Here is a 21839-nt window from a genome sequence, read left to right as displayed (position 1 = left end):
CCGCTCTAAAACTCGGGCAGCTTCGAGATGCTCATTGCCAGCACGACGTCCTTGGGCGTCACCGTTCCCGCGTCGTGGGTGCTCAGCGTCACCTCGCACTTGCCGTAGCTGACGAGCAGGTCCGGATGGTGATCGGCCGCGTTGGCGACGTGGGCGACCGCGTTGACGAAGCTCATCGTCCGCGTGAAGTCTTTGAACTTGAACGTCCGCACAAGCGTCGGTCCGTTGCGGGTCCAGCCGGCGGGCGTTTCCATCACGTCATCGGTCGAGTCGCTCACGCAGCATTGTTGGCCTCATCTCGGCCCGCGTAGCGTGCGACTTGCGATGGGTCGTCGGCGACATCCACGGCATGAGCGGACCGCTGGACGTCCTCGTGCGCACGATCCAAAACCGTGACGCCGACGCCAGCTTCTACTTCACGGGCGACTACTGCGATCGCGGTCCCGACACACGCGGCGTGGTCGACCGACTCATCGACCTCGCCGAGGCCGGCAAAGCCACCTGCACGCGTGGCAATCACGACGACATCTTCGACATGATCCTCAGCGGCGAGTCCTTCGCCAGCGGTCCGAACCTCGGCGGAACCGTCGACGAGGGCATCTGCGACGAGGCCGCCCGCATGTTCTGGAGCGAAGGCCTGCCCGAGACGCTCGAGAGCTACGGCTTCACGGGCGACGGCGACGGCCGCTGGCTCGACAGCGTGCGCGAGGCCATCCCGCAACGGCACCGTGACTTTTTCCGCTCGCTGCCCGGCATGGTCGACGCCGGCGACTTCTTCGTCGCCCACGCCGCCTGGCCTCCCGATTACCCGGATGACGGCGATCAACTCGAACGCGATCCGCACCTGCGCTACGAGTCGATCTGGGGCCGCTTCGGCTCGCGGCAGATCACCACGCCGAAGCTCTGGCAGCGTCCCTGCTACTCCGGGCACACGCCGACCGACAACTACCTCCACGCCTCAGAACTGATCCGCCAGCCAGGCTCGGTCATCTTCGGCGAGGCACTGACGCTCCTGGACACGGGCGCGTTCATGCCCCGCGGCCGACTCTCTGCGGTCTGCCACGAGACGCGCGACGTCGTCCAAGTCCACCACTCGGGCGAGCTGCTGTCATGAGCAAGCCCCGGCCGGCCGTCTTCTTTGATCGTGACAACACGCTGATCGTTGGCGTCGACTACCTGGGCGATCCCGACGAGGTCGAGCTGATGCCCGGCGCGGCCGAGTGTGTCGCAGCAGTACGAGACGCGGGTTTCGCGACCGTGGTCGTCAGCAACCAGAGCGGCGTCGCCCGCGGCAAGTTCGACGAGGATTCCGTCCGTCGCGTCGATGCGCGGATGGCGGAACTGCTGGTCGCCGACAACGCGAACGCCATGCTCGACCTGCAGCTGTTCTGCCCGCACCATCCGGATTTCGACCGCGACAGCGACCGGCGAAAACCGAAGCCCGGAATGCTCTTCGACGCCCGCGACCAGCTCAGCATTGACCTCTCTGCCAGCTGGATGGTCGGCGACGCCCCGCGCGACATCGAAGCCGGCCACGCCGCCGGTTGCCGAACGATCCTCTTCACGCCCGCCGGCCTTCCCCGCAGCCCCGCCGCGGACGCGAAGTCCTCGGTCGAACCCGACCACCATGCGACGAGCCTCGCCGATGTCGCCCGCCTGATCGTCGGCCGGTGATTCGTGCTATGCTCCCTTCAGCGCGGCGGTAGCTCAATTGGCAGAGCGTCAGCCTTCCAAGCTGAATGTTGTGGGTTCGAGCCCCATTCGCCGCTTACGTCAGACTCGCACGGTGCAGGGCGAGCATCTCTTCTGGCGTGAGTGACGCATCAAACACGGCAAGACCGGCTAGGGCACCGTCGAGGGGTTCTGCCCCATGGCGGCCGCGGACGCAGCGGGCGCCGACGACGAAGTCGCTCGGGCCGGCGGGCTTGGTCTCGGCGTGCTTGACCGGGTCGTAGCGGAAGATGCCCCGGCCGTGGTGGAACGGGTTGATGCCGCGATGCCCGCCGCCGCGGCCTTCGTTCGTGAAGTACGGATCGGACCGGTTGTCCGCCTCCGGATCGACAGTCCGGGGCTCAGCGACGCCGTCGAGGAAGGCGGTGATGGACTTGCCGTCGTAGGTCATGCCCATCGTGCACCACCGGTCGGCCGGGTACTCCTCGACGGTGGCGGCGTAGTCGACGCACCAGGGCAAAAGCGATCCATCGGCACGACGCGTCGCGCCGCCTTCGCTGGAGACGTGCGGCGTGACGCGCTTGGCCCCGCCGTAGAGGTTCATGTCGAGCAGCAACGCGTACTGCCGCGTCCCCGAGTCGTCGCCTGGGCCGAGGCCCTCGTACCACATGCCTGCCACGGTTCCGCCGCGGGTGACCTTGCGCATCCGGACGACGGCAAACATGCTGACGGCGGCATCAGGACCGCTGATGTCGAGGTCGCCGGCCTCGGCGTTGGGCAGCCCGAGATACGCGTCGTTGTCGAACGTCACCGCTCGCCCGCCCAGCGGTGCGTCGTCAACCGTCGCGACGATCCCGTTTATCTCGTTCAGCGGAAAGGCGCCGCGTCCAACACGTGCACGGCGCTGGCTGCCGGCCTCTTCGTTGAAGTCCCAGAACGCGACCAGACGCGGATCTTCCAGGAGTCGGTCGAGTTCGGGCATGGGGGTAGAGGTCTAGGAGGCACTGCGCACGACGACGAATCTGCTCGACGCCGCGGCGCTAGCCGCGGATTCGGTGACGAGGAAATTGCCCCTCGGAATCCGCGGCTGGCGTCGCGGCGTCTTGGAAGGAATCGCTTGACCAGTCGCGTTCGCGTCACCAGAAGTACCACTCGTTCTCCAGCCCGAAGAGCGGCTCGGCGCTGAGCACCCAGATTCCCAGCAGCAGGTTCGTCACCGCGTGCATCCAGATGATCGCACCCAGGCTCCGCGTTTTGACGAGCAGCCACGCGACAAGCAGGCCCCAGATCACGGCGACGAGGCGTTGCGGGTGGACGACGCTGAAGGCGAGGCTCGTGACGATGAAGGCCGTCGCGTCCCACTCCCCGACCTTGGCCAGGCGATAGTTGCTCGGGGCGATGATGCCGCGCCATAGCCAGTCGCGCCAGAACAGCTCTTCCATCACCGGCACGACCAGCACCGGGCCGAGCAAACGAACGACGATGAAGAGCACCAGCCAGAGGGGCGATTCGATCTGCTCGAACAGGTTGTACCCGTCCTCCGGGTCGACCGTGCCGAGGATCCAGAACGGCAGCCGCCAGGCCGACTCGGGATCGGGTGCGACGGTCTCCTGGGCGGCGAGCAGCAGCTTGTCGCAGCCGATCCACTGGACCGTCCCGACGAGGCCGAAGATCGTTGCCGTGCCGAGGTGCGTCCACTCGACCTCGGCCATCAGGCGACGCCAGAGCCAGATGAGGATCGCCCCGACGATGAGCGTGCGGGCGACATAGGCCGCGACGTAGCCGGCGAAGTCGCCCAGTCCGAGCCAACTGGTGACCTGCGGCACGAAAGCCAGCAGAATGAGAAACACCGCCATCGGCAGCACGAGCCACCAGCCGTCGCCGAGGCGGCCGTCGAGCGTGCGTTGCAGGCCGTCGGTCGGCGGCGGTTGGTAAGGAAGCGGCGGCTCGAGGGCGTCTGCAGGTGCGGTCGGGCCGGGGCTCACGTCGGACATGATGACTCACCGTCGGCGTCGTGCAACGTAATGCGCTGGCAAAGTCGCCGGACCAGCATCGGCTTCAGCGCCGCCATCGACGGACACCGGTCTTTGAGCAGCCGGTGCATGCTCGTCACCGGTCGCCCCAGGCCACACGGGTCGATCAGGTCGAACTTGCTCATGTCTGGCTCGACGTTAAGCGCCAGGCCGTGGAGCGTAACGCCCTTCTTCACGCGCACGCCCACGGCACAGAGCTTTGCCCCGGCGTCGACTTTCGGATCGTCCGCCCAGACGCCGGGGAAGCCGCATTCGAGACGCGCCTGGATGCCGAATCGTCCCGCCACGTCGACGACGGCTTGCTGGAGCCGCTTCATGTAGCTGCCGACGCTGATCTGATGGTCCGCCAGCCGCACGATCGGATAGGCGACGAGTTGCCCCGGCCCGTGGTAGGTCGCGTCGCCGCCACGATCAGTCTCGACGACGTCGACGTTCAGCCGGCGCAGCTCGACGGGCGTCGCGAGAATATGCGACTTACCGACCTCCGCCCGCCGGCCGACGGTGATGACGTGCGGGTGCTCGACGAGGAGGATGGCCTCGTCTGCCCCGCCGAGGACCTCCGCGTGGAGATCCTGCTGCCGATCCCAGGCATCGCGATAGGCGAGGATGCCGAGGTCGACCACACGCATCGCAGCGAGTCTACGCGAAGAGACCTCTCGACCTGCCTGCCGCATCTTCGTCGAAGAGGGAGACGGCGTTGGGGTCGACGAGCGTGGTGCCGAAGCTTGCGCGGAGGATGCCGAAATCGGCGAGGTCGACGGTGCCGTCGTAGTTGAAGTCGCCCTCGCTGAAACGAGTTGGGCTGCTGGTGCCGAAGTTGGCACGCAGGATGCCAAAGTCGGCCAGGTCGACGGTGCGGTCGCGGTTGGCGTCGCCGTTGAGGAAGAAGAACTCGGCGAAGAACGGATCGTTCCCGTTGCCGGCGACGTCGGTCAGACGGTCGGCGTCGATGGTGAGCTCGTAGTTGCCGTCGGGCAGGAAGTCGCCTGCGGCGGTCGGGTCGTAGAAGAGGTCAGCGATCGCATTGCCGGGTGTCTGATTCAGGGCGAAGTCGCTGGTCGGGAACACCTGGCCGAGGGTGGTGTTGGTGACGACGATGTCGTCGACGAGGTAATCGAAGGTTCCCTCGTTGAAGTCGACGAAGAAGTTCTGGTTCCCGGGACCATCATCGAAGTTGAACTGGAACGCTTCCTGTTGCGGGCCTTGCGTGTCGATCGTGATGGTCGTCGAATCGCTGAAGTTGCTCTCAGGCCCGGTCTCCGAGTTGGCGGCGGTCGTGGTGTAGACGTAGGTGCCGTCGGGTAGTGGGCCCGTGTCGTCGAGGACGAACGAGTCAAAGCCGACAGGCACTTCCGTCGGCCCTGCCACCAGGACGCCGTCGCGGTAGAGGCGAACGAAGCGACCTTCGGTCGGCCCGGAGGCGAACGAGGCGATCGAAAGGATACCGTCGGGGTTGTTGGTGATGTTGTCGCTGTCGGATTCGCCAGAGTCGTCGCCCGGAACGAGATCCGGATCGGTCGTCGGCGCAGGCGGGGGAGGAAGGATGATGTCGAGGCTCACTTCGATGTTGCCGCCCGTGAAGAGCAGGCTGTCGAAGTCCTCGGGGATTGCGGTGATGTGGTAGGTGTCGCCCGCCACGAGGCCGGTGAGGTTGACGGTCTCGTCGTTGGCGTTGCCGTTCGAGTCGCCGCCGAGGAGGTTGCCGTTGGCGTCGAAGACGTAGAGGTCGCCGTCGAAGTTGCCGTCGCGGAAGGTGACGGATCCCGTTCCGATGGAACCGGACGGCGCGACAAAGCTGAAGAAGCTCGCATCGCCGCCGGGGGCGATGGGTGCGGGCGAGGCTGAGCCGTCACCGTCGATATCGAGCATGATCGGCGTGATGTTGGCCGGACCGCTGCCATAGTCGACGTTGATGACGGGCTCGTCGTTGACGAAGTTGCTGAACGGCGAGACCAGTGCCATGTAACGCGTGCCCGGCTCGGCCGTGAAGGTCACGCGGCTCTGCCGGTTGTTTGCGCCGTCGATGTCGTCGTTGAACCCGACCAATCGGCCGAGCGCGCCGAAGGAGTCGTCCAGCGCGTAAACACCCAGCACGGTGTCGAAGCTGGTGCCGTCGGTATCGACGGTGATCGTGTTGCCCAGTTCGGGAATCGCGCCGAAGAAGTAGCCGAACACGTCGCTGTCGGAGTCGAAAAAGGTCTGCACCCCTTGCGCGTTCGGGCTCGTGCCGGTGGGGCCGAAGGGGATGAGCGAGGTCACCGCAGCGGTGTCGGCGGCGAAGGTGACCAGATCGTCGGGCAGGTCGATCTCAGGCTGGATGACCAGGCGATAGTCGCCATTGCTCTGGCCCCGGAAGGACCTGACGAGGACGCGATACGGCGAGCCGGGATCGAGCTGAAGCGTGGCTTCTTCGCTGCCACCCGTCGCGCCGTCGTCGATACGAGCGACGAGCGTGCCGTTGGGCTCGTAGACGCTGAGGACTGCATCGAGGCCGGCGTTGCGGGTGAGGCTGAAGGAGACGTTGCCGCTTGGCGCGAGCGTGCCAGGCGTGGTGAAGGCGAACCAGTCAGGGTCGTAGTCGGTTGAGAGCGTGTCGTCGCGGACGTAAGCGCCTGCGCCGTTCGATGAAAGGGGTGTGAGCAACGGCGTCGGCGATTGGGAGATCCTGACGTTCAGGTCGTTGTTGGCCGCCGAAAGACCACTGACGCTCACCCGCGGGTAGACGATGGTGGCCACGCGCGTGTTGGCCGGGCCGGTGCGACTGACGAATCCGCCGGTCGATCCGCCGGTGAGATCCTGGTGGAAGAGCACGGTGGTGTTGCCGTCGATGTCCGGGTCGCCGTTGAGCAAAATGACGCCGACATCGAAGTCAGGATCGACTTCGAACCGTGTGGTCGCGTCGCCGCGATCGACGCCCCACTCGAAGGACTCGATGTCGGTGTTGCTGGTGACATCGGTCGAGCTGGTGGCACCGCCGAAGTTGTTCAGCTCGATGAAGCGTTCGGCCCTGCCGAGGTTGTTGGCCGCGACGACTGCGGGCAGCGCGTCGATTCGGCCTGAGCCGTAGGTCGGCTCGAAGCCGAGCGGGCCGATGTCCACCGCGGTGGCGCGCAGGATCGAGTTGACCTGGTTGAACGGCAGCGATCGAGGACCGCCGGCGGCTTCCTGCATCAGCACGGCGACCGCGGCCGCGTTGGGTGCTGCGGCGCTGGTGCCGAAGAAGAGGTTGCCGTTGCCGAAGAACGTGTTGCTGATGCCATCGGCCGCGACGAAGGCGGGCTGCTGACGGGTGATGTTGATCGGGTTGCCGTTGACGTCGAACCGCGTCGGAATGCCGCCGAGGCTGCTGAAGCCCTGAATGACGTTCGTCTGCGTGGCAGCCACCGCACCGACGCCGAAGCCGAATTGGCTGTTGTGGTGGCCGTAAATGCTGGGCCCGCCAAAGTCGTTGTCGACGAAGGCGACGTTGCCGCTGGTGAACGTGTTGATGAAGAGCAGCTCATCCGGCTCGCCGGCACCGATGCTGTAGAATACGTCGAGGGCAACGGTCTGAGCGCTGCCGGTGTTGTTGGTGTAGCTGACCCGCTCGTACGGGTCGCTGCCGATGTCGTTGGCGCCGTCGGTAACGAGAACGTTGCCGGAGTTGGATTCGAAGACGCGGAGCGTGAAGTCGCGCGTCGCCCCGCCGAGCGGATTGCTCCACTGCAGGCCGCTCGTGATGGTTGCACCGGGCTGGAGCGTGAAGGTCAGGCCTTGGTCGTTTCCGCCCAGCGAGAAGTCGTGGAAGTTGTCGTCGACTGGGCCCTCGTTGAACTGGGCGAAGTAGGTCCGGTTGTTCGCGTTGCCCGCGCTGCTGAAGTAGGGGATATCGAAGTTCGTGACGACGTTGTCGACCGCCTGGGCGACGATGTCGTCCTGGAACGCGGCCTGGCTGAGGTAGGTGATGTCGTCGACGATCACATCCGCGCCGGCCGCGGCGAGGTCGGTGATGCCGCTGGCGAAGTTCGCCTGTCCGCGGAAGGCCGTGTGATAGAGGATGTCTGCTCCCGGCGCGATGTCGAACATCAGTTCCGCCATCGCCCGGCCCTCGTCGGACGGAGTCGACCCGCCGATGTTGTCGTCGAGAATCGTGATGCGACTGCTCGGCGGCAGGTCGCCCGTCGCCTGGCTAGCGGCAATGCCGCCGCCGACCTGGTTGATCGTGTCGCTCAGGATGCCGTAGTCGATGCCCGTGCCGTCGCTGCCGGGAACGACCTGCTGAAGGAAGTCGACGTCGGCAATCCCACGCCACTGGTTCTGGACCGAGCCGGCCGACGTCCGCGGAATCACCTGAGCCTCCACCGACTCGACGCCCTCGACGCGTGCCAACTCTGAAAGCCTGCCGAGGGTCGTGTAGACGTCGACCACGCCACCTGCTGCCCCTTGGAAGAAGCCGGCCACCTCGAAGCCGAGGTTGCCGAGTCGATCGGCTAGGCCGTCGGCATCGTCGGTGTCGATCGAGACGAGCGGACCGTCTTCGCCCGAAAGGTAGATCGAGGAGAAGGCCCCGCCGCCGTCGGTCGCTTGGTCGAACGTGGTGCCGTCCCGCTCGGCGCGGGCAAGTGTGGTGAGCAGGCTGGTGTCGACCTTCTCCAGCGACGCGACGGTGTCCGCATCGAACGTGTTGGCCAGCCAGTGCAGGTCCGCCAGCGTCTGATCGACCGCCAAGTTGAAACGTGCGGCCGCGTCGAGCTCGACCCGGACCGCATCGGCGTCGGAGGCAGCTGCGGGCACGGGAGGGGCTTGGAGCCCGATGAGGTCCTGCAGGCCCGCCAGGAGCCGGCGGTGCTCGAGCTGTTCAGAGCGGGCGCGCGTGGTCGGTCGGCCGTTGGAATGAAGTCGCTGCATGATCGGTCCCGTCGTCGGCGGCGAGAGAAAGAACCGCCGCGATGGAACACACGCCCCTCGCCGGTCATCCGCCGCGGGTGCAGCGTCGCCGAAGGCAGCTTTTTGTCAACCGGATCAAGTTCCAGCTTGTCAGCGCAGAGTCGGACGGCAGCCAGCACACGTCGCCCAAGTGACACAGAGAGCAGGCGTCTCGCGTGTGGTCACATCCACCAATTCAGGTCGATCTCCTGGAAGATGACGTCGTGCGCGTCCGCGTTGGCGATCTCGACCCTTTGGACTTCGCTCAGCTCGCCGCCCGTCGCGACGTGACCGGCGGCGTCGACGAGGCGGCCGAAGTTGGTGGCGTGGTCGGCGATGCGTTGGATGCCGTAGTCGACCGCGCCGCCCGTGTGGATCACGAACGCCCAATCGCTGGCCTGGAGCAGCAGCAGTTGTCGGCCAGCCTTTTCGAGGAGGACGCGGACTTCGGCGTTCGTTTGCCAAGGCAGGCCGTGGAGCTGTTTGAGGAACTCGCCCTCGGCGCGGTACTCGATCTCCCACCACCACTTCACACTGTCGTTGGCCCAGACCGTGTGGTCGCCGTTCTCGCCCCAGGAGCCCTCGGGTAGCCGCATCACCTTGTCGGCTGGATCGCGTTCGAGCACTTCGCTGGCGGTCGACAGGCGAACGTGCTCGTCGCCGGCGAGGTTCAGGATGACGTCGCGCAGGAACCGCGGACCCTCGAACCACCAGTGGCCGAACAGCTCGGCGTCGAAGCTGGCGACCACCGTCCCGCGTCGTCCCGTGAACCGGTTGTAGTCCCACAGGGTCGAGCGCACCGTGTCGCAGAAGTGGCTGGCGTGCTCGTGGATGAGCGACGGGATGTCGTCGGGGTAGTACGGGTCCTTGGCCGAGAGCGGCGTCTTGGTGCTGGTGATCTTGTGGTACCGCAGGCCGCGTTCGCCGCGTTTGCGGTGGAATTCGAGGTACTTGCCGTTGGCGGGATAGCCGATGGAGCCGGACCAGACCTGTTCGCTGACCTTCGGGTGCCGGGCGAAGGCGTGGACGGATGCGTCGCGTGGCTCGCTGGCCACGCCGACGGGTTCGAGCGTGTCGTTCCCGCCGTCGCGTCCGCCGGCACCGAGGTAGAAGTTGCCGTCGTGGCGATGCCCCATCGGTGTCGCGTTCTGGACGAGGTGGCTCTCGACGAAGAAGTGCGTGATGCCCTGCTGCTCCATGAACGTCTCGACGCCGGGACGATCGCGGGCGTTGTCGAACAGCACGCTCGGCATCCAGTGTGGCCAGTGTGGGCGATACGCGCACTCGGGAAGCCACATGCCCGAGGGCTTCTTGCCGAGGTGCTTCGCGCTGGTCGCCGTGCCGCAGGCCATCTGGGCGGCGAGCATCTGGTCGTTAAGGACCAGCGGCATGTAGCAGTGCGTGGCATTGCTCGTCAGCAGCTCGACGTGTCCCTCGGCGAAGCGCTTGGCGAACTCGCCCGGGATGTCCTTGCCGATACGCTCGAACTGAGCCAGCCGCTCGCCGAACCACTCTTCCCAGCGGCTGGCGAGATACGCAGAGTGCTTGTCGCCGTCGGCCTCGAACTCGCGGCGGTCATCCTTCGCCTTGTCGATGCGGGCGTGGAGGTACTTGACGAAGCCGGTCTTGAAGCGGTCGTGGGCGAGCTGTTCGAGCAGCACCGGCATCAGCCCGATCGTGATGGCCGGCCGCTTCTGCAGGAGCGCGACCTCGCCGATCATGTCGAGCACAGGCAGGTATGTCTCGGCCGCCGCTTCGTAGAGCCACGCCTCGCCGTGCGGGTAGTCGCCGTGGAACAGCACGTACGGCAGGTGGCCGTGCAGGACGAGGCAGAGGTTGCCGATCGGCTCAGACATGACGTCACTCTAACCGGTGCCAAGTAACGTCGACACGTTGGGCCCTCGACACCGCCTCATCCGTCATCCCGAGCGCAGTCGAGGGACCTCGCCTGACTTGGCACCGATGACAAGGCGAGGTCCTTCGACTCGCTCCGCTCGCTCAGGATGACGGATTGCGTTGATGAGCGTTGCTGCCTTCGTCCGATAAGAACAGCATGATCGCTGCCCTGCCTCTGTCGGTTCGCAAGTCGCTTCGCCTGATCCTCAACGTCTATCCGCCGCTGGCGCTGCTGGTGGCGGCGATGATTATGGCCAGCGGATGTTCGTCCGACTCTGATGCGGCCCGGCCGACCACGGAGACCGCCCGGGCGCTGCCGAACTTCGGCGAGGACGAAGTCGAGCTCTCCGCCCAGCTCGCCTCGGCCAAGGCGCTACCACTCTTTCCCGAGTCGCTCGAAGTCGTCGGCCACGCCGCCGCTCGGGCCAAGGTCATGCACGGCAAGAACCGCATCGAGGTGATCAACCTCGGCAACACCGCCTGGCCGGCGGGCACGCGGATCTGGGTCAACGGCCGCTACGGCGCGACGCTGCCCGCGATGGAGCCCGGCAAGTTCCACGGCCTCGACTTCGTCGCCTTCCGCGATGCAGACGCCTTCGGCCTGCCCAACGACAACAACGTCGTCAAGGTTGAACGCATCGAACTCGAAACGATGGGCGAGCTGACCAACGTCCGCTTCGATTTGGGCTACTGATTCAAAGGCTCTCGATCTTCGGGGAAAATGCAGGCCCCACCCTAGAGGTGGGGCTTTTTCGTGCGCGTCAGCAATAGCCGGCGTGGCCGGAGCGTTTAAATCCGTGACCGGCCAGCGGGCCCCTCTCGAATGCCGCTTCGGCGTTCGACCTCAGGCCGGCACACCCTTTTGCGAGAGGAATCGCAGTGAACTCCAACGCGCTATTCGAAGGCCTCGAAGGCCGAAAGCTGCTGGCCGCCGACCTGTCGTCGTTCGGCATGCTCCGTGTCGCGGGCGATGCCGGCGTTGAAAACGCCATCACCGTCACCCAGGTCGACAGCACCATCACCGTCGACGTCAACGGCACCGTCGACACCTTCGCCGTCGAAGACGTCCGTGCGATCCGCATAGCCGGACGCGAGCTGGCCGACACGATCGACGTCGACGCCAGCGTTCCGGTCCGCGTGCTCGGCGGCCCGGGCAACGACACCATCACCTCGTCCGGCTTCGTCCAAGGCGGCTTCGGCAACGACACCATCACCGGCACCGAAGGCCGCAACATCCTCCACGGCGGACCGGGCGACGACGTCCTGGTCGGTCTGGGCGGCAACGACTTCCTGGTGGCGGGCTTCGGCGACGACCAGCTCGACGGTGGCGAAGGCGACGACACGCTCATCGGTGCCCGCGGAGCCAACACGCTCGTCGGCGGAATCGGTGCCGATCGCTTCTTCCTGAACCTCGGAGCCAACACGAACGACTCGTCCGACTTCGATGCCGACGACGGCGACGTCGAACGCCCGGCATGGCTGCTGATCCGCTCGCTGCGTCGATAGCGGCTGACCGCTCGATCAAGCTGCAAACGAAAAGCGTCCCGCTCGAAGGAGCGGGACGCTTTTTTGCTGCAACCAGGCGGTTCTTACCGGTAGAACTCGATGATCAGGTTCATGTTGACCTCGAACGGCACATCCTCGGGTGCCGGCAACGCCTGGACCTTGGCGGCAAGGCCATTCGGGTTGAAGTCGAGCCACGGCGGAATCTCCAGGCCGGCCATCGATTCCATGTTCTCGCGGACCAGCGGCTTGGCCTTCTCCTTGAAGCTGATCTCCATGCCCGGCTCGACGACGTAGCTCGGGATGTCGACCTTCTTACCGTCGACCAGCACGTGGCCGTGGTTGACCATCTGTCGGGCTGCCCAGATCGTGCGGGCGGCGCCGACGCGGCGAACGACGTTGTCCAGTCGACGCTCCAGCCGCTGGATGAAGACCGTTGCCGTGTTGCCCTTGCTGCGACGGGCGGCGTCGAGCGTGGTGCGGAACTGCTTCTCGAGGACGCCGTAGTGGTAGCGGAGCTTCTGCTTCTCGATGAGGCGAATGCCGTACTCGGTGTTGCGTCGGCCGCGGTAGCCGTGGACGCCCGGGAGCTGGAGCTCCTTGGACGTGTGCTTCGGGATGTCGGCGATCGGGACGCCGACGCGGCGGGACAGTCGAACCTTGGGGCCGGTGTAACGGGCCATGGGAAACCTCTCGTCATCCTCTCGATGACGCCCGGTGCGGGCACGGCGATCAGGCGTCCCGCGGACGACGCTGCGATCGGCTGACGTGCTGGATCCGGCTCAGGGTCGCGTGGCACCAGGGCACGCGGGCCGGTTCGGACGAGGGCGTGTCGACCATCGACACACTCCGCGGGGCCGACAGGCTAGGCGGGTCGTCGGCCTGGAGCCAACGCTGGGGCTACGAGTGCGGGGCCGCTCGTCGACCCCACGTGGCGACGCCTTGCTCGTCATCGGGCAGCTCGACGTGCAGGACCAGTCGGTCGCCCCAGTCGCAGTCAGTCGATCCGCCGGCCGGCTCACGCGTCACAGCAAACGCGACGGCATGGCCGACGGGCAGCGTCGGACGGACGATGAGCGTCGTCACGGTCGGGCCACCGTCGTTCTTGACGTTGAACAAGCCTGCCGGGACGCGCCGGGCCTGGTGGGGCCGCTCGGCATCGACGACCCAGAGCTGGTACTGCGAGCGGGTCGGGTCATTCGCCGGAAGGCCCAGAACCTCGACGAGTCCAGCCTGCAGACGGTCCGACCAGATCAGTCGAGCACCGCGTTCGGGGTGCGTCTCGTCGACCGAATCGAGCCACAGGCTCACCGAGTCCTCGTCATGGGCGAGCCGGTGGGAAACCGTGGAGTCATCTGCCGCATGCTCGACCGGCGACATCATCGCCATGAGCGGACCGATGCCGATGGTGCGGTCGGAGAGCCATCGAAGCTCCAGAGCGAGGTAGCCGGCCCCGAACACCGCAACAGCGGCGACGAGCCAGCCGGTCAGGCCGAGCTTCGACATCCACCGCTGATCGCGTGCGACCTTTTCCTGCCGGACCTTGCGAGCCAAGCCGTTGAGTCGGCCGACCGTTCGGGCACGGACCTCTTCAGGAAGAGCAACCGCGCCGGGATCCGTCTTGGGGTCAAGCTCGATCAGCCGAGAGTCCGGACCAGGCCCGACGCCGGCCACTGCGCCACAGGCGGCTGCGAGGTCGTGGCTCAGCCTGTCGGCCTCGGCGGGCAGCAGGCGACGCAACGTCCGAAGCTCCGCCGTCTCGGCCTCCGTCAGCACCTCGCCACCCTGCAGCACCACGTCTGCGGACAACTCTTCGAGGCGGTCGAGGGCGACGACCAACGCGTCGGCATCGAAAGGAAGTGGAATGTCTGATTTCCCGACGTCAGGTCGGGCCGAGTGGCTCGACTCCCGTCGCGATGGCTCGTCGTCGGTGGTGGTGGGCACGTCGTTTTCCCGCGGCTGTTGCCACGGCTGCTGAGCGACCTTGACCGAGTCGAGTCTCATCTGACGCACAGACCTGCACACCACCTCAGCTCGCCGCCAACTGAACTACCCTCGATCCGCCGGGGAGTTGCGACGCAGCTTGATCTTCGACAACGAAATACGAGCCAGCCTCGGTTTCGGTGTCGGGAGTTGGTTCGCCCGTCCCCTGTACCGGTTTCGGGGGAAAATCGGATCGCGGCGCGTCCACTCGCACAGGTGCGGTCCGACCTCACCTCCGAGTGAGCCATCCGCGGCGACGGGTGTGGTCCGGAAACACAAGCGCCCGCTCACGCGGGCGGCTCAAGCTGAGTTGTTGGTTCATGCCAACAAGGCACCTCAGCAAGCTGAAGTGACCGCCGGTCTCAGCAGAACAACTAATTCTCGTTCGACAGCAGCGACCGGAGCTTGAGCAGGCCGCGACGGGCGTGCGTCTTGACGGTCCCGAGGGGGAGCCCGAGCTCGTCGGCGATTTCGGGGTAGCTCATGCCGCCGAAGATGCTCATGTCGATGACGCGACGCTGAGAATCGCTCAGGTCGACCATGGCCGCCCGGGCAAGCTTCGCGTCTTCGCTCACGATGGCGGACTCGTCCGGGCCGACGTCTTCGGCGTCGATCCCGGCCAGAACTTGCTCACCGGCAGCACCGGGGCGGATCCGACGCGATTGCCTGCGGAACCGGTCGATCAGGCGACGACGGGCGACCGTCATCACAAACGTCCACTCGCTGGCCAGCGACGCATCAAAACGAGCCGCGTGACGCCACAGGTCGACGAAAATGTCCTGGCACGCGTCCTCAGCCTCGGCGTGGTTCGTGCAGGCCCGTCGAACCAGATTCCAGATCGCCCCGCCGTACCGGTCAACGCAGGCCTCGACGGCACCGGGCACGTCGTCTGCAACGCGAGGGAGCAGCGGCTGCTGACGAGGAGCCTCCGCACGGGAGACACCGGCATCACGATCCGCCGACTGCTCGCGGCGAACCACACGGAACCAAGTCGGCGACAACGCTGCCGAACGCATAGGCAAAGCAAGCTACGAGGTGGCTGGCAACGGACCCGGTCGGGCCCTGACGTCGCTAGCGTAACCGTTTCACGCCTCGATCGTCAAGGCTGTTTAAACACCCTTTGCAGGGGATGCCGACCACGAAGCCCCATTGGACGCTGCCAACGCGTTACATCGGGCCTTTGCCGAGCAATCGGTTATCGGGCGTGCCTGTCGCGACCGTTCGCCGCAACGCAAAATCGGACTGAAAAAAGCGTTGAACGCATCAGGCAGATGCGTCATAGTCCCGGCGGGATGAATGCACGCACCGGAGACCTGAAAGGGCCGGCTGCGGAGGGCTTGCCTCCAACGCCAAAGCCTGCTGCCTCACGACTCGCCATTGTCGGCGGCGTTCTCGCCGTCTGCACGATCGTCGGGTCCGTCGTCGCGTTCGCGACCACCAACAGCGTCGCGCTTTCCACCGAGCCCGATCTCGATGCCGTCTCCCTCGTCGTTGATGACGGCTCGCGCATCACGCTTGAAGAGGCCCTCAACGACGGCCCCGTTCTCGTCGTCCATGGCCCGCTGCCTGATCAAGCCGGCCCGCTCGCCGATCGCCTGGGCGTAAAAAAGATCGTCCTCCTGACAGAAGACCGCCCCGCGGAGCTGATCCGCGTGCCCATCTTGCTCGATCGGGCCCACCGCCTCAGCCAGGTGCTGGACCTGCCCAACGGCTCGGCCATCCTCATGGACGACACCGGCCGCCGGAGCCGACCCATGTCGCTCGCCGCCCTCCGCGAGCTCGCCTGACCTTTGTTTACGGCCGCGTAAGCCGTAGGCGGACGCTCTTGGCGTGGCCGTCGAGCCCTTCCGCGTCCGCCAGTTCCGCCGCTGCCGACGCGTCGTGTCGGAGGCTGGCCTCGTCGTACTGGACGATGCCGCCGCGTTTGAGGAACTCGAACACGCTGATCCCGCCGCCGAACCGGGCCGTCGTGTTCGTCGGCAGGCAGTGACTCGGGCCCGCCACGTAATCGCCCACGGCCACCGGGCTCCACGGACCCAGAAACGCACATCCCGCGTGAGGCAGGCTCGCGAGCGTCTGTCGCGGATCGCGCGTCTGGACGCTCAGGTGCTCCGGGGCCAGCTCTGACGCGAGCTCGAACAGGGCCGACTCGTCCGACGCGACGATGATCGCCGACTCCTCGACGAGCGCCTTCTCCGCCGCCGATCGTCGCGACAGCTCATTCAACTGACGATCCAGCTCCGCCTCGACCCGCTGCGGCAGCGATTTGTCGCTCGTCAGCAGGAAGCAGCTGCCCGGATCATGCTCCGCCTGGGCCAGCAGGTCCGACGCCACGAATGCCGCATCCGCCGAATCGTCGGCAAAGACCAGCACCTCGCTCGGCCCGAGGAACCCATCGACCCCCACGCCACCCGAGACCAGTCGCTTGGCGATCTGCACGTAGCTGTTGCCGGGACCGACGATCTTGTCGACGCGCGGCACGCGCTCCGTCCCGAACGCCAACGCCGCCACCGCTGCCGGTCCGCCGCACCGCACCAGCGTCGGGCCACCCAGCAGGTGCGCCGCCGCCAGCACCAGGTCGCTCTGCCCGAACCGGCTCGCCGGCGTCGTGACGACGATCTGCCCCACGCCCGCCACCTGGGCCGGAACGACGAGGTGGATCAGGCTCGACGGATAGCTCGCCTTCCCGCCAGGCACGTAACACCCGGCCGAATCGATTGGCATGTACCGCATCCCGAGCCGCAGCCCGCCACGCTCCAGCTCCGGCACCGCGCTCGCCGGCATCACGTGCTGCTGGTAGAGCCGGACCTGCTCGATCGCCTGCTCCAGGTGCCCGATCAGCGTGCCGTTTACCCGATCGGCCGCGGCAGCCAGCTCCTGTGGCGTGGCGACCAGGTTCTCCGCCTCGAACTGTGCATCGTCGAACTTCCGGATCGCATCGACCACCGCCGCATCGCCCCGCTCGGCCACATCTTCCAGGATTCCCTGGACGGCCGAGGTTTTCTCGTCGTCCTGGAACAGCGACCGCGGGTCGAGGCGGAGGCGTTGCACGACCTGACGGGCCGCTTCGGCACCGCCCGGGGCATCGAGATCGATCGTCTGGATCGGCACGCCCGGAGGCTACGAGACCCGCGCGGCAGGCGTTTCAGTTGCGGGATCTTCGCATCTTGGTGCATGCCGCCCCGATCGCTACCCTGCGGCCATGCCGGTCGATTGGAGTGAAACCGTCTGCGTCGCCCACCTTGCGGACGACCCGGCCTTCAGCGACGAGCTCGACACGCTCACGCACGCCCTGGAGGAGGACCCACGCCACGCCGTCCTCGACATGGAGGGCGTGACGTTCCTCAATTCCAGCAACCTGGCCCAGCTCGTCGGGCTCCGCAAGCTGCTCCAGGAAACCGACTGCCGCGTCATCATCGCCTCCGTGGCCGACGAGCTCTGGAAGACCTTCGAGCTCAGCCGCCTCGACCGCCTGTTCGAGCGTTGCGAGAGCGTCGCCCTGTCGCTGGCGAAAATCACCCTCGACGCCTGACCCGGCGAATGGCCCACGTGGAGCGCGCACCACGCGTTGCGCCGGACGTCGATTTGGACACCGCGAGGTACCGGCCCGGACCCCGCTATTGCGCCACCAACACCGCCGCCGACTCAACTCTGACCCGCCGGCGTCCCAACGGCGACCACACTCGCCAGCATCCGCCAAACCCATCGCCGGCCTGTGCCGCCGCCCTCCGACTTTCTGTCCCCCCGGCCGCCACCGCGCAGCGCCGACCGACCACGCACTCGCCGTTCCGCCCGCCTCCTCGCGCGGATCGACTTGGGATGAACCGCCCCGTGCCACGTTGTGGACAGTTAACACGCGCCCGGCGCGCGACGCTCCCACCACCTCGACCCTCCGATCTCATCAGCGGTAGCTGCGGGCCTGCGGCTCGCAGTCCGGACGCCCCAACTGACCGACGGTGAGTCGCACGCCAGCGACGACCCGCAGGTCGCAAGCACAACAACCAAAAGGCGACCGCGACCGTCCAACGCAACCTTCACGAACAGCCAAAGGGCCAACCGAGACGACGCCCTGCCCGACAAGACACACGGCGCGACAATACTCTCTCCAAACACACCATTGGCCGGAAGCAACAGCCACGATCAATCACAAGCGCGTAACAACGGCTCTCGACCAGTTCTGCCCCGACCTTTTTCTGTCAACCGCCCCCCCCTCTTCTGCATTCGGAACATAACGGCCACAATTCTACTTGCAAGGGGTCGCCAGGAGCTATATAAGAGCTCAAAGCAACTTTGATGAAAACCGTGTTTCCTATTTCACTGCGTGATTCATTCTTCGGCACAATGACGCCGAATTATGTGCTTCCGCCTAGTCTAATTTTTGAGACGCGATTTGATTTTCTTTATCACGCCTGTTCATCACCATCGAATCTTCGTTACATCGGCCTGCGATCGGCCCATTCGAAAATTGACGGTGTAAGCCTACTAGAGGACTACTGCATCGATGCAACATTAGATTACACTGACAACGATGGCTTTCTCGTTGCAGGTGAGCTCGCGATTCCCCCTGATTTAATCATCCAGAACTTTGTCTCGCGATCAGATGATGACTTTGATGAATGGATTGTGGAATCCTCCAGGCACCTAGTGGAAAACTCCTGTATAATTTTGCCACTTGGTCCAGACGGAAGCTACTCCGTCGTTATCTGGCCGGACGCTAGCTCGACTGAGAGATGCTTGGACCGTCTTTCGGCAGCGGGGAAAGCAGATGCTGCGATGTTTGTAGAGTGTGATTGACATCAGTAGTGTCGGCTAGCAAAAAGCGGCAGGAGGGCTCGGTCTCGACACTTGATGACGCCCGAGGATCATCGTCCCGAAGAACGGGGTCGGGTCGAGAAACGGGGTCGCGAGGAGAGGAACGGGATCGCCAGCCGTTTCGGGATAATCCGCACGTCCGGACGCCTTCACCGCTCGCTTGACCACCAACGTCCTCGTCCTGCTCACCGGCCGAGCAGCGGCGGGGGTGGAGCTGGGAACACCGTTCTCGAACGAATTGATGGTCCAGGTGGACCGGGCGATTCCGGTTTGGGGGACGGCGGAGGCCGTGGCAGTCGTGACCGTGTGAACGGGTGAGGCCGAGGTGTCGGCGAGTGGCTTGCTGCACGGGACCACGGGTCGCGGGACACAATCGCAACGCTTACGCCGATCAAGCAGACGTCGCGGCCACCGCATTGCCCTTTTTTGCGTGCAAACGCCGCATTGAGCAAGTACGCTCCGCCCGCCGCACGCTTGCGGGTGACAGGCTCCTGAGAGGCGACCGCCGTGGCAAGGCGACGTCGGATCCGATGGATGCTGCTCCGCGGGGCGCGCTGCTGTTGGACCAGCGCTGCCATCGCGTTGCGTTCGGCGTCGTGACTGAGAATGCACCTTGTGAAACGTGAGGCAACGAGAGTGAACCACCCCCTGAAAAGCCTGTTCGCACTGACCCTTCTCGCCGCCCCGGCGGCCCATGCCCAAGTCATCTTCGACACGATCGCCCTCGAAGGCGAGGTCGCCCCGGGGACTGGCGGGGCGACCTACGTTGGATCGTTTACAAGCCCCACGGTCAACGCATCGGGTGCCGTGGCCTTCGAGGCCCTGCTCGCCGGCGGGACCAACCCGACCAGCAACTTTGGCGTCTACACCGTCTCGCCCGGCGGCACGCAGTTGCTGATCCGAAGCGGCGACGCGATCCCCGGCACGAGCCTGACCTTCGGCGACGTCGATGGGTCGGTCATCATCAACGCTGACGGCGAAGTGGCGTTCGGTTCCAGCTCGGCGGTCCTCACGGCCGACGCACTGGGCATTCTCACGACAGTTGCCTTCTTTCGCCAGACCGCCCCGGGCGTCCCGGAGCTCTCGCCGGGCGTGGTGGAATCCTTCCAGGGTCTGCGCGACGTCTCGTTCAACAACGCCGGCCAAGTGTCGTTCAGCGCAACGACTTTCAACTCGTTCAACAACGATTTTCTCTACCGCACGACCCCATCGGGCGTTCTGGAACTCGCGGCCCAGCGCAACCAGTCGCCGCCGAGCGGCGGCCTCTTCGCCAGTTTCGAAGAATCCGACATCGCGGACAACGGCCTGATCGTCTTCGAGGGCTTCGTCAACAGCCCGCCATCCGGCGTCGGGCAGCAGAGTTTGCACACCGTCGATCCGTCCGGCGTGTTTGAAACGGTCATCATCGAAGACGTGACCGCCGCCCCGCCCGAGTTCGGCGGCAACACGTTTAACAATCTCGGTGAACCGGAGTTCGACGCCGCTGGCAACATCTTTTTCGACGGCAGCGTGGCCTTCGGTGGTGGCGTCGACGGCAGCAACAACGAGGGGCTCTTCGTCCTCGATACCGCTGGCAACGTGACGACGTTGCTCCGTGAAGGCACGCCCGTCCCCGGTGGCATCGGCACGTTCGACGATCCGGACAACCAGACCATCTCCGATGACGGCCGGTTCGCCACCGTCACCGAGGTGAAGACCCCCGGCCTTTCCGACCGCGAAGCCCTGTTCGTCGGCAGCGTCAACGGTATCTCGACGCCGATTCTGCTCGAGGGCGAGCTGTTCGAAGTCGCCCCCGGCGACTTCCGGACAATCGACGACATCGACCTGATCACCGGCGGCTTCGCCGGCGACTTCATCGCGGTCGATCTTAGCTTTCGCGACGCCAGCAACGTCACCACCAACGCGATCGTCCTCGTGACGATCCCCGAGCCTGCCAGCGTCGCGCTGCTCGGCCTGGGCGGGCTGACGCTCCTCCGACGGCGACGTTGACGCTGGAGACGATCTTCCTTCAAGGATCCACACACAACAGAGAGAATCGGAGAAAATCATGAAGACAAACGCATCAGGCTGCATGATGTTCGCGGCAGCGCTGTCGCTTGCGGCGGGAGCAACGCAGGCGCAGCCGTTCTACGAGTTCGAGATCGTCGCCCGGGATGGCGACACCATCGGCGGCCGCTCGGTCGACTTCCTCAGCGGCGCTGCCCTGATCAACGACAACGGCGAGGTCGCGTTCTCCGGCGGCTCGGGCAGCGGCTCGGACGGCGTCCTGGCCGTCTGGTCGACCACCGACCTGCTGCTCGTCGAGGGTCAGGATCTGGGAGGCGGGGTCACGGTGCCCGAGTTCACGCTGGCGACCTTCGCGTTCAACGACGCCGGCGAGGCCGCCGTCACTGGCTTCTTTGACCAAGACGAAGGCATCTACACCTCGACCGGGACCGTGATCACCCCCGGCTCCACGATCGGCGGGGTCACCATCTCCGGAAACTTCGACGGCAACGTCGCGTTGGCGGACGACGGCACGGCCTTCTTCATCGCCGACGTCGAGACCGCTCCGGGCGTCTTCACCACCACCGTCTTCAGCTCGACAGCCGTCTTGGCCCAGGAAGGCGACACGATCGGCGGTGTGACCCTGACCGACATCGGTAGCCGCGGCGTCAGCGGCTCGTTCGGCATCGACGATGCCGGCAACGCCGTCTTCTTCAACACTCCCCTGGGCTCCAGCTCCAGCCCGACCGCCATCGTCTCCACCGCAGGCTTCGCCCTCGAAGAAGGAAGCACCTTCCCTTCGGGACCACTCGCCGGTCAAACCATCGACGAGATCAACAACTCCTCCTACGCGTTCGCCGTCAACGGCCAGGGCGACATCCTCTTCGACGGCAGCGTCGGTGGCGTCGAGGGCGTCTACAGCCAGGACGGCCTCGTGATCGCTGACGGCTTGGTCGGCGGCATCGACGGCGACTTTGTGTTCGGTAACGACCTCAACGACAACGGCACCTTCGCCGCCTTCTTCACCGACTTCATCACCATCGACCGAGG

21 protein-coding genes and 1 tRNA gene are annotated in these 21839 nt (G+C 65.7%); 12 read left to right on the top strand and 10 right to left on the bottom strand.

Translation table 11 applies throughout. The annotated features are described in order from the left end of the window. Positions 1-5: 5 nt before the first annotated feature. Positions 6-278 (bottom strand): 4a-hydroxytetrahydrobiopterin dehydratase, encoded by a 273-nt coding sequence (locus tag AAGI46_04730; GenBank protein ID MEM1011509.1) that lies wholly within the window; start codon positions 276-278, stop codon positions 6-8. A 41-nt stretch (positions 279-319) separates the two neighbouring features. Between AAGI46_04730 and AAGI46_04725 the strand changes: the two genes are divergently transcribed. From AAGI46_04725 to AAGI46_04715, 3 genes are all read left to right on the top strand, one after another. Next, a complete protein-coding gene (locus AAGI46_04725; protein ID MEM1011508.1) occupies positions 320-1114 on the top strand; it encodes a metallophosphoesterase in 795 nt (264 codons plus the stop codon). After that, entirely contained in the window at positions 1111-1674 is a 564-nt protein-coding gene (locus tag AAGI46_04720) for an HAD family hydrolase (GenBank protein MEM1011507.1), read from the top strand. Before AAGI46_04725 ends, AAGI46_04720 begins: the two co-directional genes overlap by 4 nt. Positions 1675-1696: 22 nt before the next feature. Further along, positions 1697-1769: transfer RNA gene (locus AAGI46_04715), tRNA-Gly, on the top strand. Here the strand turns inward: AAGI46_04715 and AAGI46_04710 are convergent. The 4 genes from AAGI46_04710 to AAGI46_04695 form a co-directional block, all read right to left on the bottom strand. Beyond that, the gene (locus AAGI46_04710; protein MEM1011506.1) at positions 1769-2653 is read right to left on the bottom strand and encodes a hypothetical protein; all 885 of its coding nucleotides are present in this window, start codon (positions 2651-2653) and stop codon (positions 1769-1771) included. The two genes, AAGI46_04715 and AAGI46_04710, sit on opposite strands and share 1 nt — an antisense overlap. Positions 2654-2807: 154 nt before the next feature. Next, a complete protein-coding gene (locus AAGI46_04705; protein ID MEM1011505.1) occupies positions 2808-3665 on the bottom strand; it encodes a CAAX prenyl protease-related protein in 858 nt (285 codons plus the stop codon). Next, positions 3653-4333, bottom strand: coding sequence for a lipoyl(octanoyl) transferase LipB (lipB, locus tag AAGI46_04700; protein MEM1011504.1), 681 nt, complete (start codon positions 4331-4333; stop codon positions 3653-3655). The genes AAGI46_04705 and lipB overlap by 13 nt, the downstream gene beginning before the upstream one ends. Before the next feature lie 10 nt (positions 4334-4343). Then, positions 4344-8477: a hypothetical protein gene (locus tag AAGI46_04695; GenBank protein MEM1011503.1), complete on the bottom strand. Its 4134-nt coding sequence runs from the start codon at positions 8475-8477 to the stop codon at positions 4344-4346. Between the two features lie 155 nt (positions 8478-8632). On the opposite strand from AAGI46_04695, the gene AAGI46_04690 reads away from it, so the two are divergent. Continuing rightward, on the top strand, positions 8633-8764 hold the full coding sequence (locus AAGI46_04690; GenBank protein ID MEM1011502.1) for a hypothetical protein: 132 nt from the start codon (positions 8633-8635) through the stop codon (positions 8762-8764). Between the two features lie 27 nt (positions 8765-8791). On the opposite strand, the gene AAGI46_04685 is transcribed toward AAGI46_04690, so the two are convergent. Then, positions 8792-10465 (bottom strand): 1,4-alpha-glucan branching protein domain-containing protein, encoded by a 1674-nt coding sequence (locus AAGI46_04685; GenBank protein ID MEM1011501.1) that lies wholly within the window; start codon positions 10463-10465, stop codon positions 8792-8794. A 197-nt stretch (positions 10466-10662) separates the two neighbouring features. Here AAGI46_04685 and AAGI46_04680 point away from each other — a divergent pair, with 197 nt between their 5' ends. Both AAGI46_04680 and AAGI46_04675 read left to right on the top strand, forming a co-directional pair. Then, the gene (locus tag AAGI46_04680) at positions 10663-11199 is read left to right on the top strand and encodes a hypothetical protein (GenBank protein ID MEM1011500.1); all 537 of its coding nucleotides are present in this window, start codon (positions 10663-10665) and stop codon (positions 11197-11199) included. A gap of 185 nt (positions 11200-11384) precedes the next feature. Beyond that, the gene (locus tag AAGI46_04675; GenBank protein ID MEM1011499.1) at positions 11385-12011 is read left to right on the top strand and encodes a hypothetical protein; all 627 of its coding nucleotides are present in this window, start codon (positions 11385-11387) and stop codon (positions 12009-12011) included. Between the two features lie 83 nt (positions 12012-12094). Here the strand turns inward: AAGI46_04675 and rpsD are convergent, their stop codons facing one another. From rpsD to AAGI46_04660, 3 genes are all read right to left on the bottom strand, one after another. After that, entirely contained in the window at positions 12095-12691 is a 597-nt protein-coding gene (rpsD, locus tag AAGI46_04670; protein MEM1011498.1) for a 30S ribosomal protein S4, read from the bottom strand. A 217-nt stretch (positions 12692-12908) separates the two neighbouring features. Beyond that, positions 12909-14012 carry an anti-sigma factor gene (locus AAGI46_04665; GenBank protein MEM1011497.1) on the bottom strand — a complete coding sequence of 368 codons (1104 nt, stop codon included), beginning with the start codon at positions 14010-14012 and terminating at the stop codon, positions 12909-12911. 353 nt (positions 14013-14365) lie between these two features. Further along, a complete protein-coding gene (locus AAGI46_04660; protein MEM1011496.1) occupies positions 14366-15007 on the bottom strand; it encodes a sigma-70 family RNA polymerase sigma factor in 642 nt (213 codons plus the stop codon). A gap of 321 nt (positions 15008-15328) precedes the next feature. On the opposite strand from AAGI46_04660, the gene AAGI46_04655 reads away from it, so the two are divergent. Beyond that, entirely contained in the window at positions 15329-15778 is a 450-nt protein-coding gene (locus AAGI46_04655) for a hypothetical protein (GenBank protein MEM1011495.1), read from the top strand. Positions 15779-15785: 7 nt separating this feature from the next. On the opposite strand, the gene hisD is transcribed toward AAGI46_04655, so the two are convergent. Further along, entirely contained in the window at positions 15786-17102 is a 1317-nt protein-coding gene (hisD, locus tag AAGI46_04650) for a histidinol dehydrogenase (protein ID MEM1011494.1), read from the bottom strand. A gap of 91 nt (positions 17103-17193) precedes the next feature. Here hisD and AAGI46_04645 point away from each other — a divergent pair, with 91 nt between their 5' ends. From AAGI46_04645 to AAGI46_04625, 5 genes are all read left to right on the top strand, one after another. Beyond that, positions 17194-17523: an STAS domain-containing protein gene (locus AAGI46_04645; protein MEM1011493.1), complete on the top strand. Its 330-nt coding sequence runs from the start codon at positions 17194-17196 to the stop codon at positions 17521-17523. A 761-nt stretch (positions 17524-18284) separates the two neighbouring features. Next, the gene (locus AAGI46_04640; protein ID MEM1011492.1) at positions 18285-18785 is read left to right on the top strand and encodes a hypothetical protein; all 501 of its coding nucleotides are present in this window, start codon (positions 18285-18287) and stop codon (positions 18783-18785) included. Positions 18786-18963: 178 nt separating this feature from the next. Then, a complete protein-coding gene (locus AAGI46_04635; GenBank protein ID MEM1011491.1) occupies positions 18964-19113 on the top strand; it encodes a hypothetical protein in 150 nt (49 codons plus the stop codon). Positions 19114-19439: 326 nt separating this feature from the next. Continuing rightward, positions 19440-20792, top strand: a complete 1353-nt coding sequence (locus tag AAGI46_04630) for a choice-of-anchor tandem repeat NxxGxxAF-containing protein (protein ID MEM1011490.1) — start codon at positions 19440-19442, stop codon at positions 20790-20792. Between the two features lie 58 nt (positions 20793-20850). Then, the coding region (locus AAGI46_04625; GenBank protein MEM1011489.1) for a hypothetical protein at positions 20851-21839 on the top strand (989 nt) is incomplete at its 3' end.

Source organism: Planctomycetota bacterium (assembly GCA_038746835.1).
Classification (GTDB): domain Bacteria; phylum Planctomycetota; class Phycisphaerae; order Tepidisphaerales; family Tepidisphaeraceae; genus JBCDKH01.
The sequence above is the reverse complement of the archived record's forward strand: the minus strand, read 5'-3'. Positions and strand labels throughout refer to the sequence as shown.

Bases quoted from the DNA above. Each gene is read 5' to 3' on its own strand.
- lipB (MEM1011504.1), bottom strand. From the start codon at position 4,333: ATGCGTGTGGTCGACCTCGGCATCCTCGCCTATCGCGATGCCTGGGAT.
- AAGI46_04705 (MEM1011505.1), bottom strand. From the start codon at position 3,665: ATGTCCGACGTGAGCCCCGGCCCGACCGCACCTGCAGACGCCCTCGAG.
- rpsD (MEM1011498.1), bottom strand. From the start codon at position 12,691: ATGGCCCGTTACACCGGCCCCAAGGTTCGACTGTCCCGCCGCGTCGGC.
- AAGI46_04710 (MEM1011506.1), bottom strand. From the start codon at position 2,653: ATGCCCGAACTCGACCGACTCCTGGAAGATCCGCGTCTGGTCGCGTTC.
- AAGI46_04680 (MEM1011500.1), top strand. From the start codon at position 10,663: ATGATCGCTGCCCTGCCTCTGTCGGTTCGCAAGTCGCTTCGCCTGATC.
- AAGI46_04685 (MEM1011501.1), bottom strand. From the start codon at position 10,465: ATGTCTGAGCCGATCGGCAACCTCTGCCTCGTCCTGCACGGCCACCTG.
- AAGI46_04720 (MEM1011507.1), top strand. From the start codon at position 1,111: ATGAGCAAGCCCCGGCCGGCCGTCTTCTTTGATCGTGACAACACGCTG.
- AAGI46_04640 (MEM1011492.1), top strand. From the start codon at position 18,285: ATGAAAACCGTGTTTCCTATTTCACTGCGTGATTCATTCTTCGGCACA.
- AAGI46_04660 (MEM1011496.1), bottom strand. From the start codon at position 15,007: ATGCGTTCGGCAGCGTTGTCGCCGACTTGGTTCCGTGTGGTTCGCCGC.
- AAGI46_04645 (MEM1011493.1), top strand. From the start codon at position 17,194: ATGCCGGTCGATTGGAGTGAAACCGTCTGCGTCGCCCACCTTGCGGAC.
- AAGI46_04690 (MEM1011502.1), top strand. From the start codon at position 8,633: ATGGAACACACGCCCCTCGCCGGTCATCCGCCGCGGGTGCAGCGTCGC.
- AAGI46_04665 (MEM1011497.1), bottom strand. From the start codon at position 14,012: ATGAGACTCGACTCGGTCAAGGTCGCTCAGCAGCCGTGGCAACAGCCG.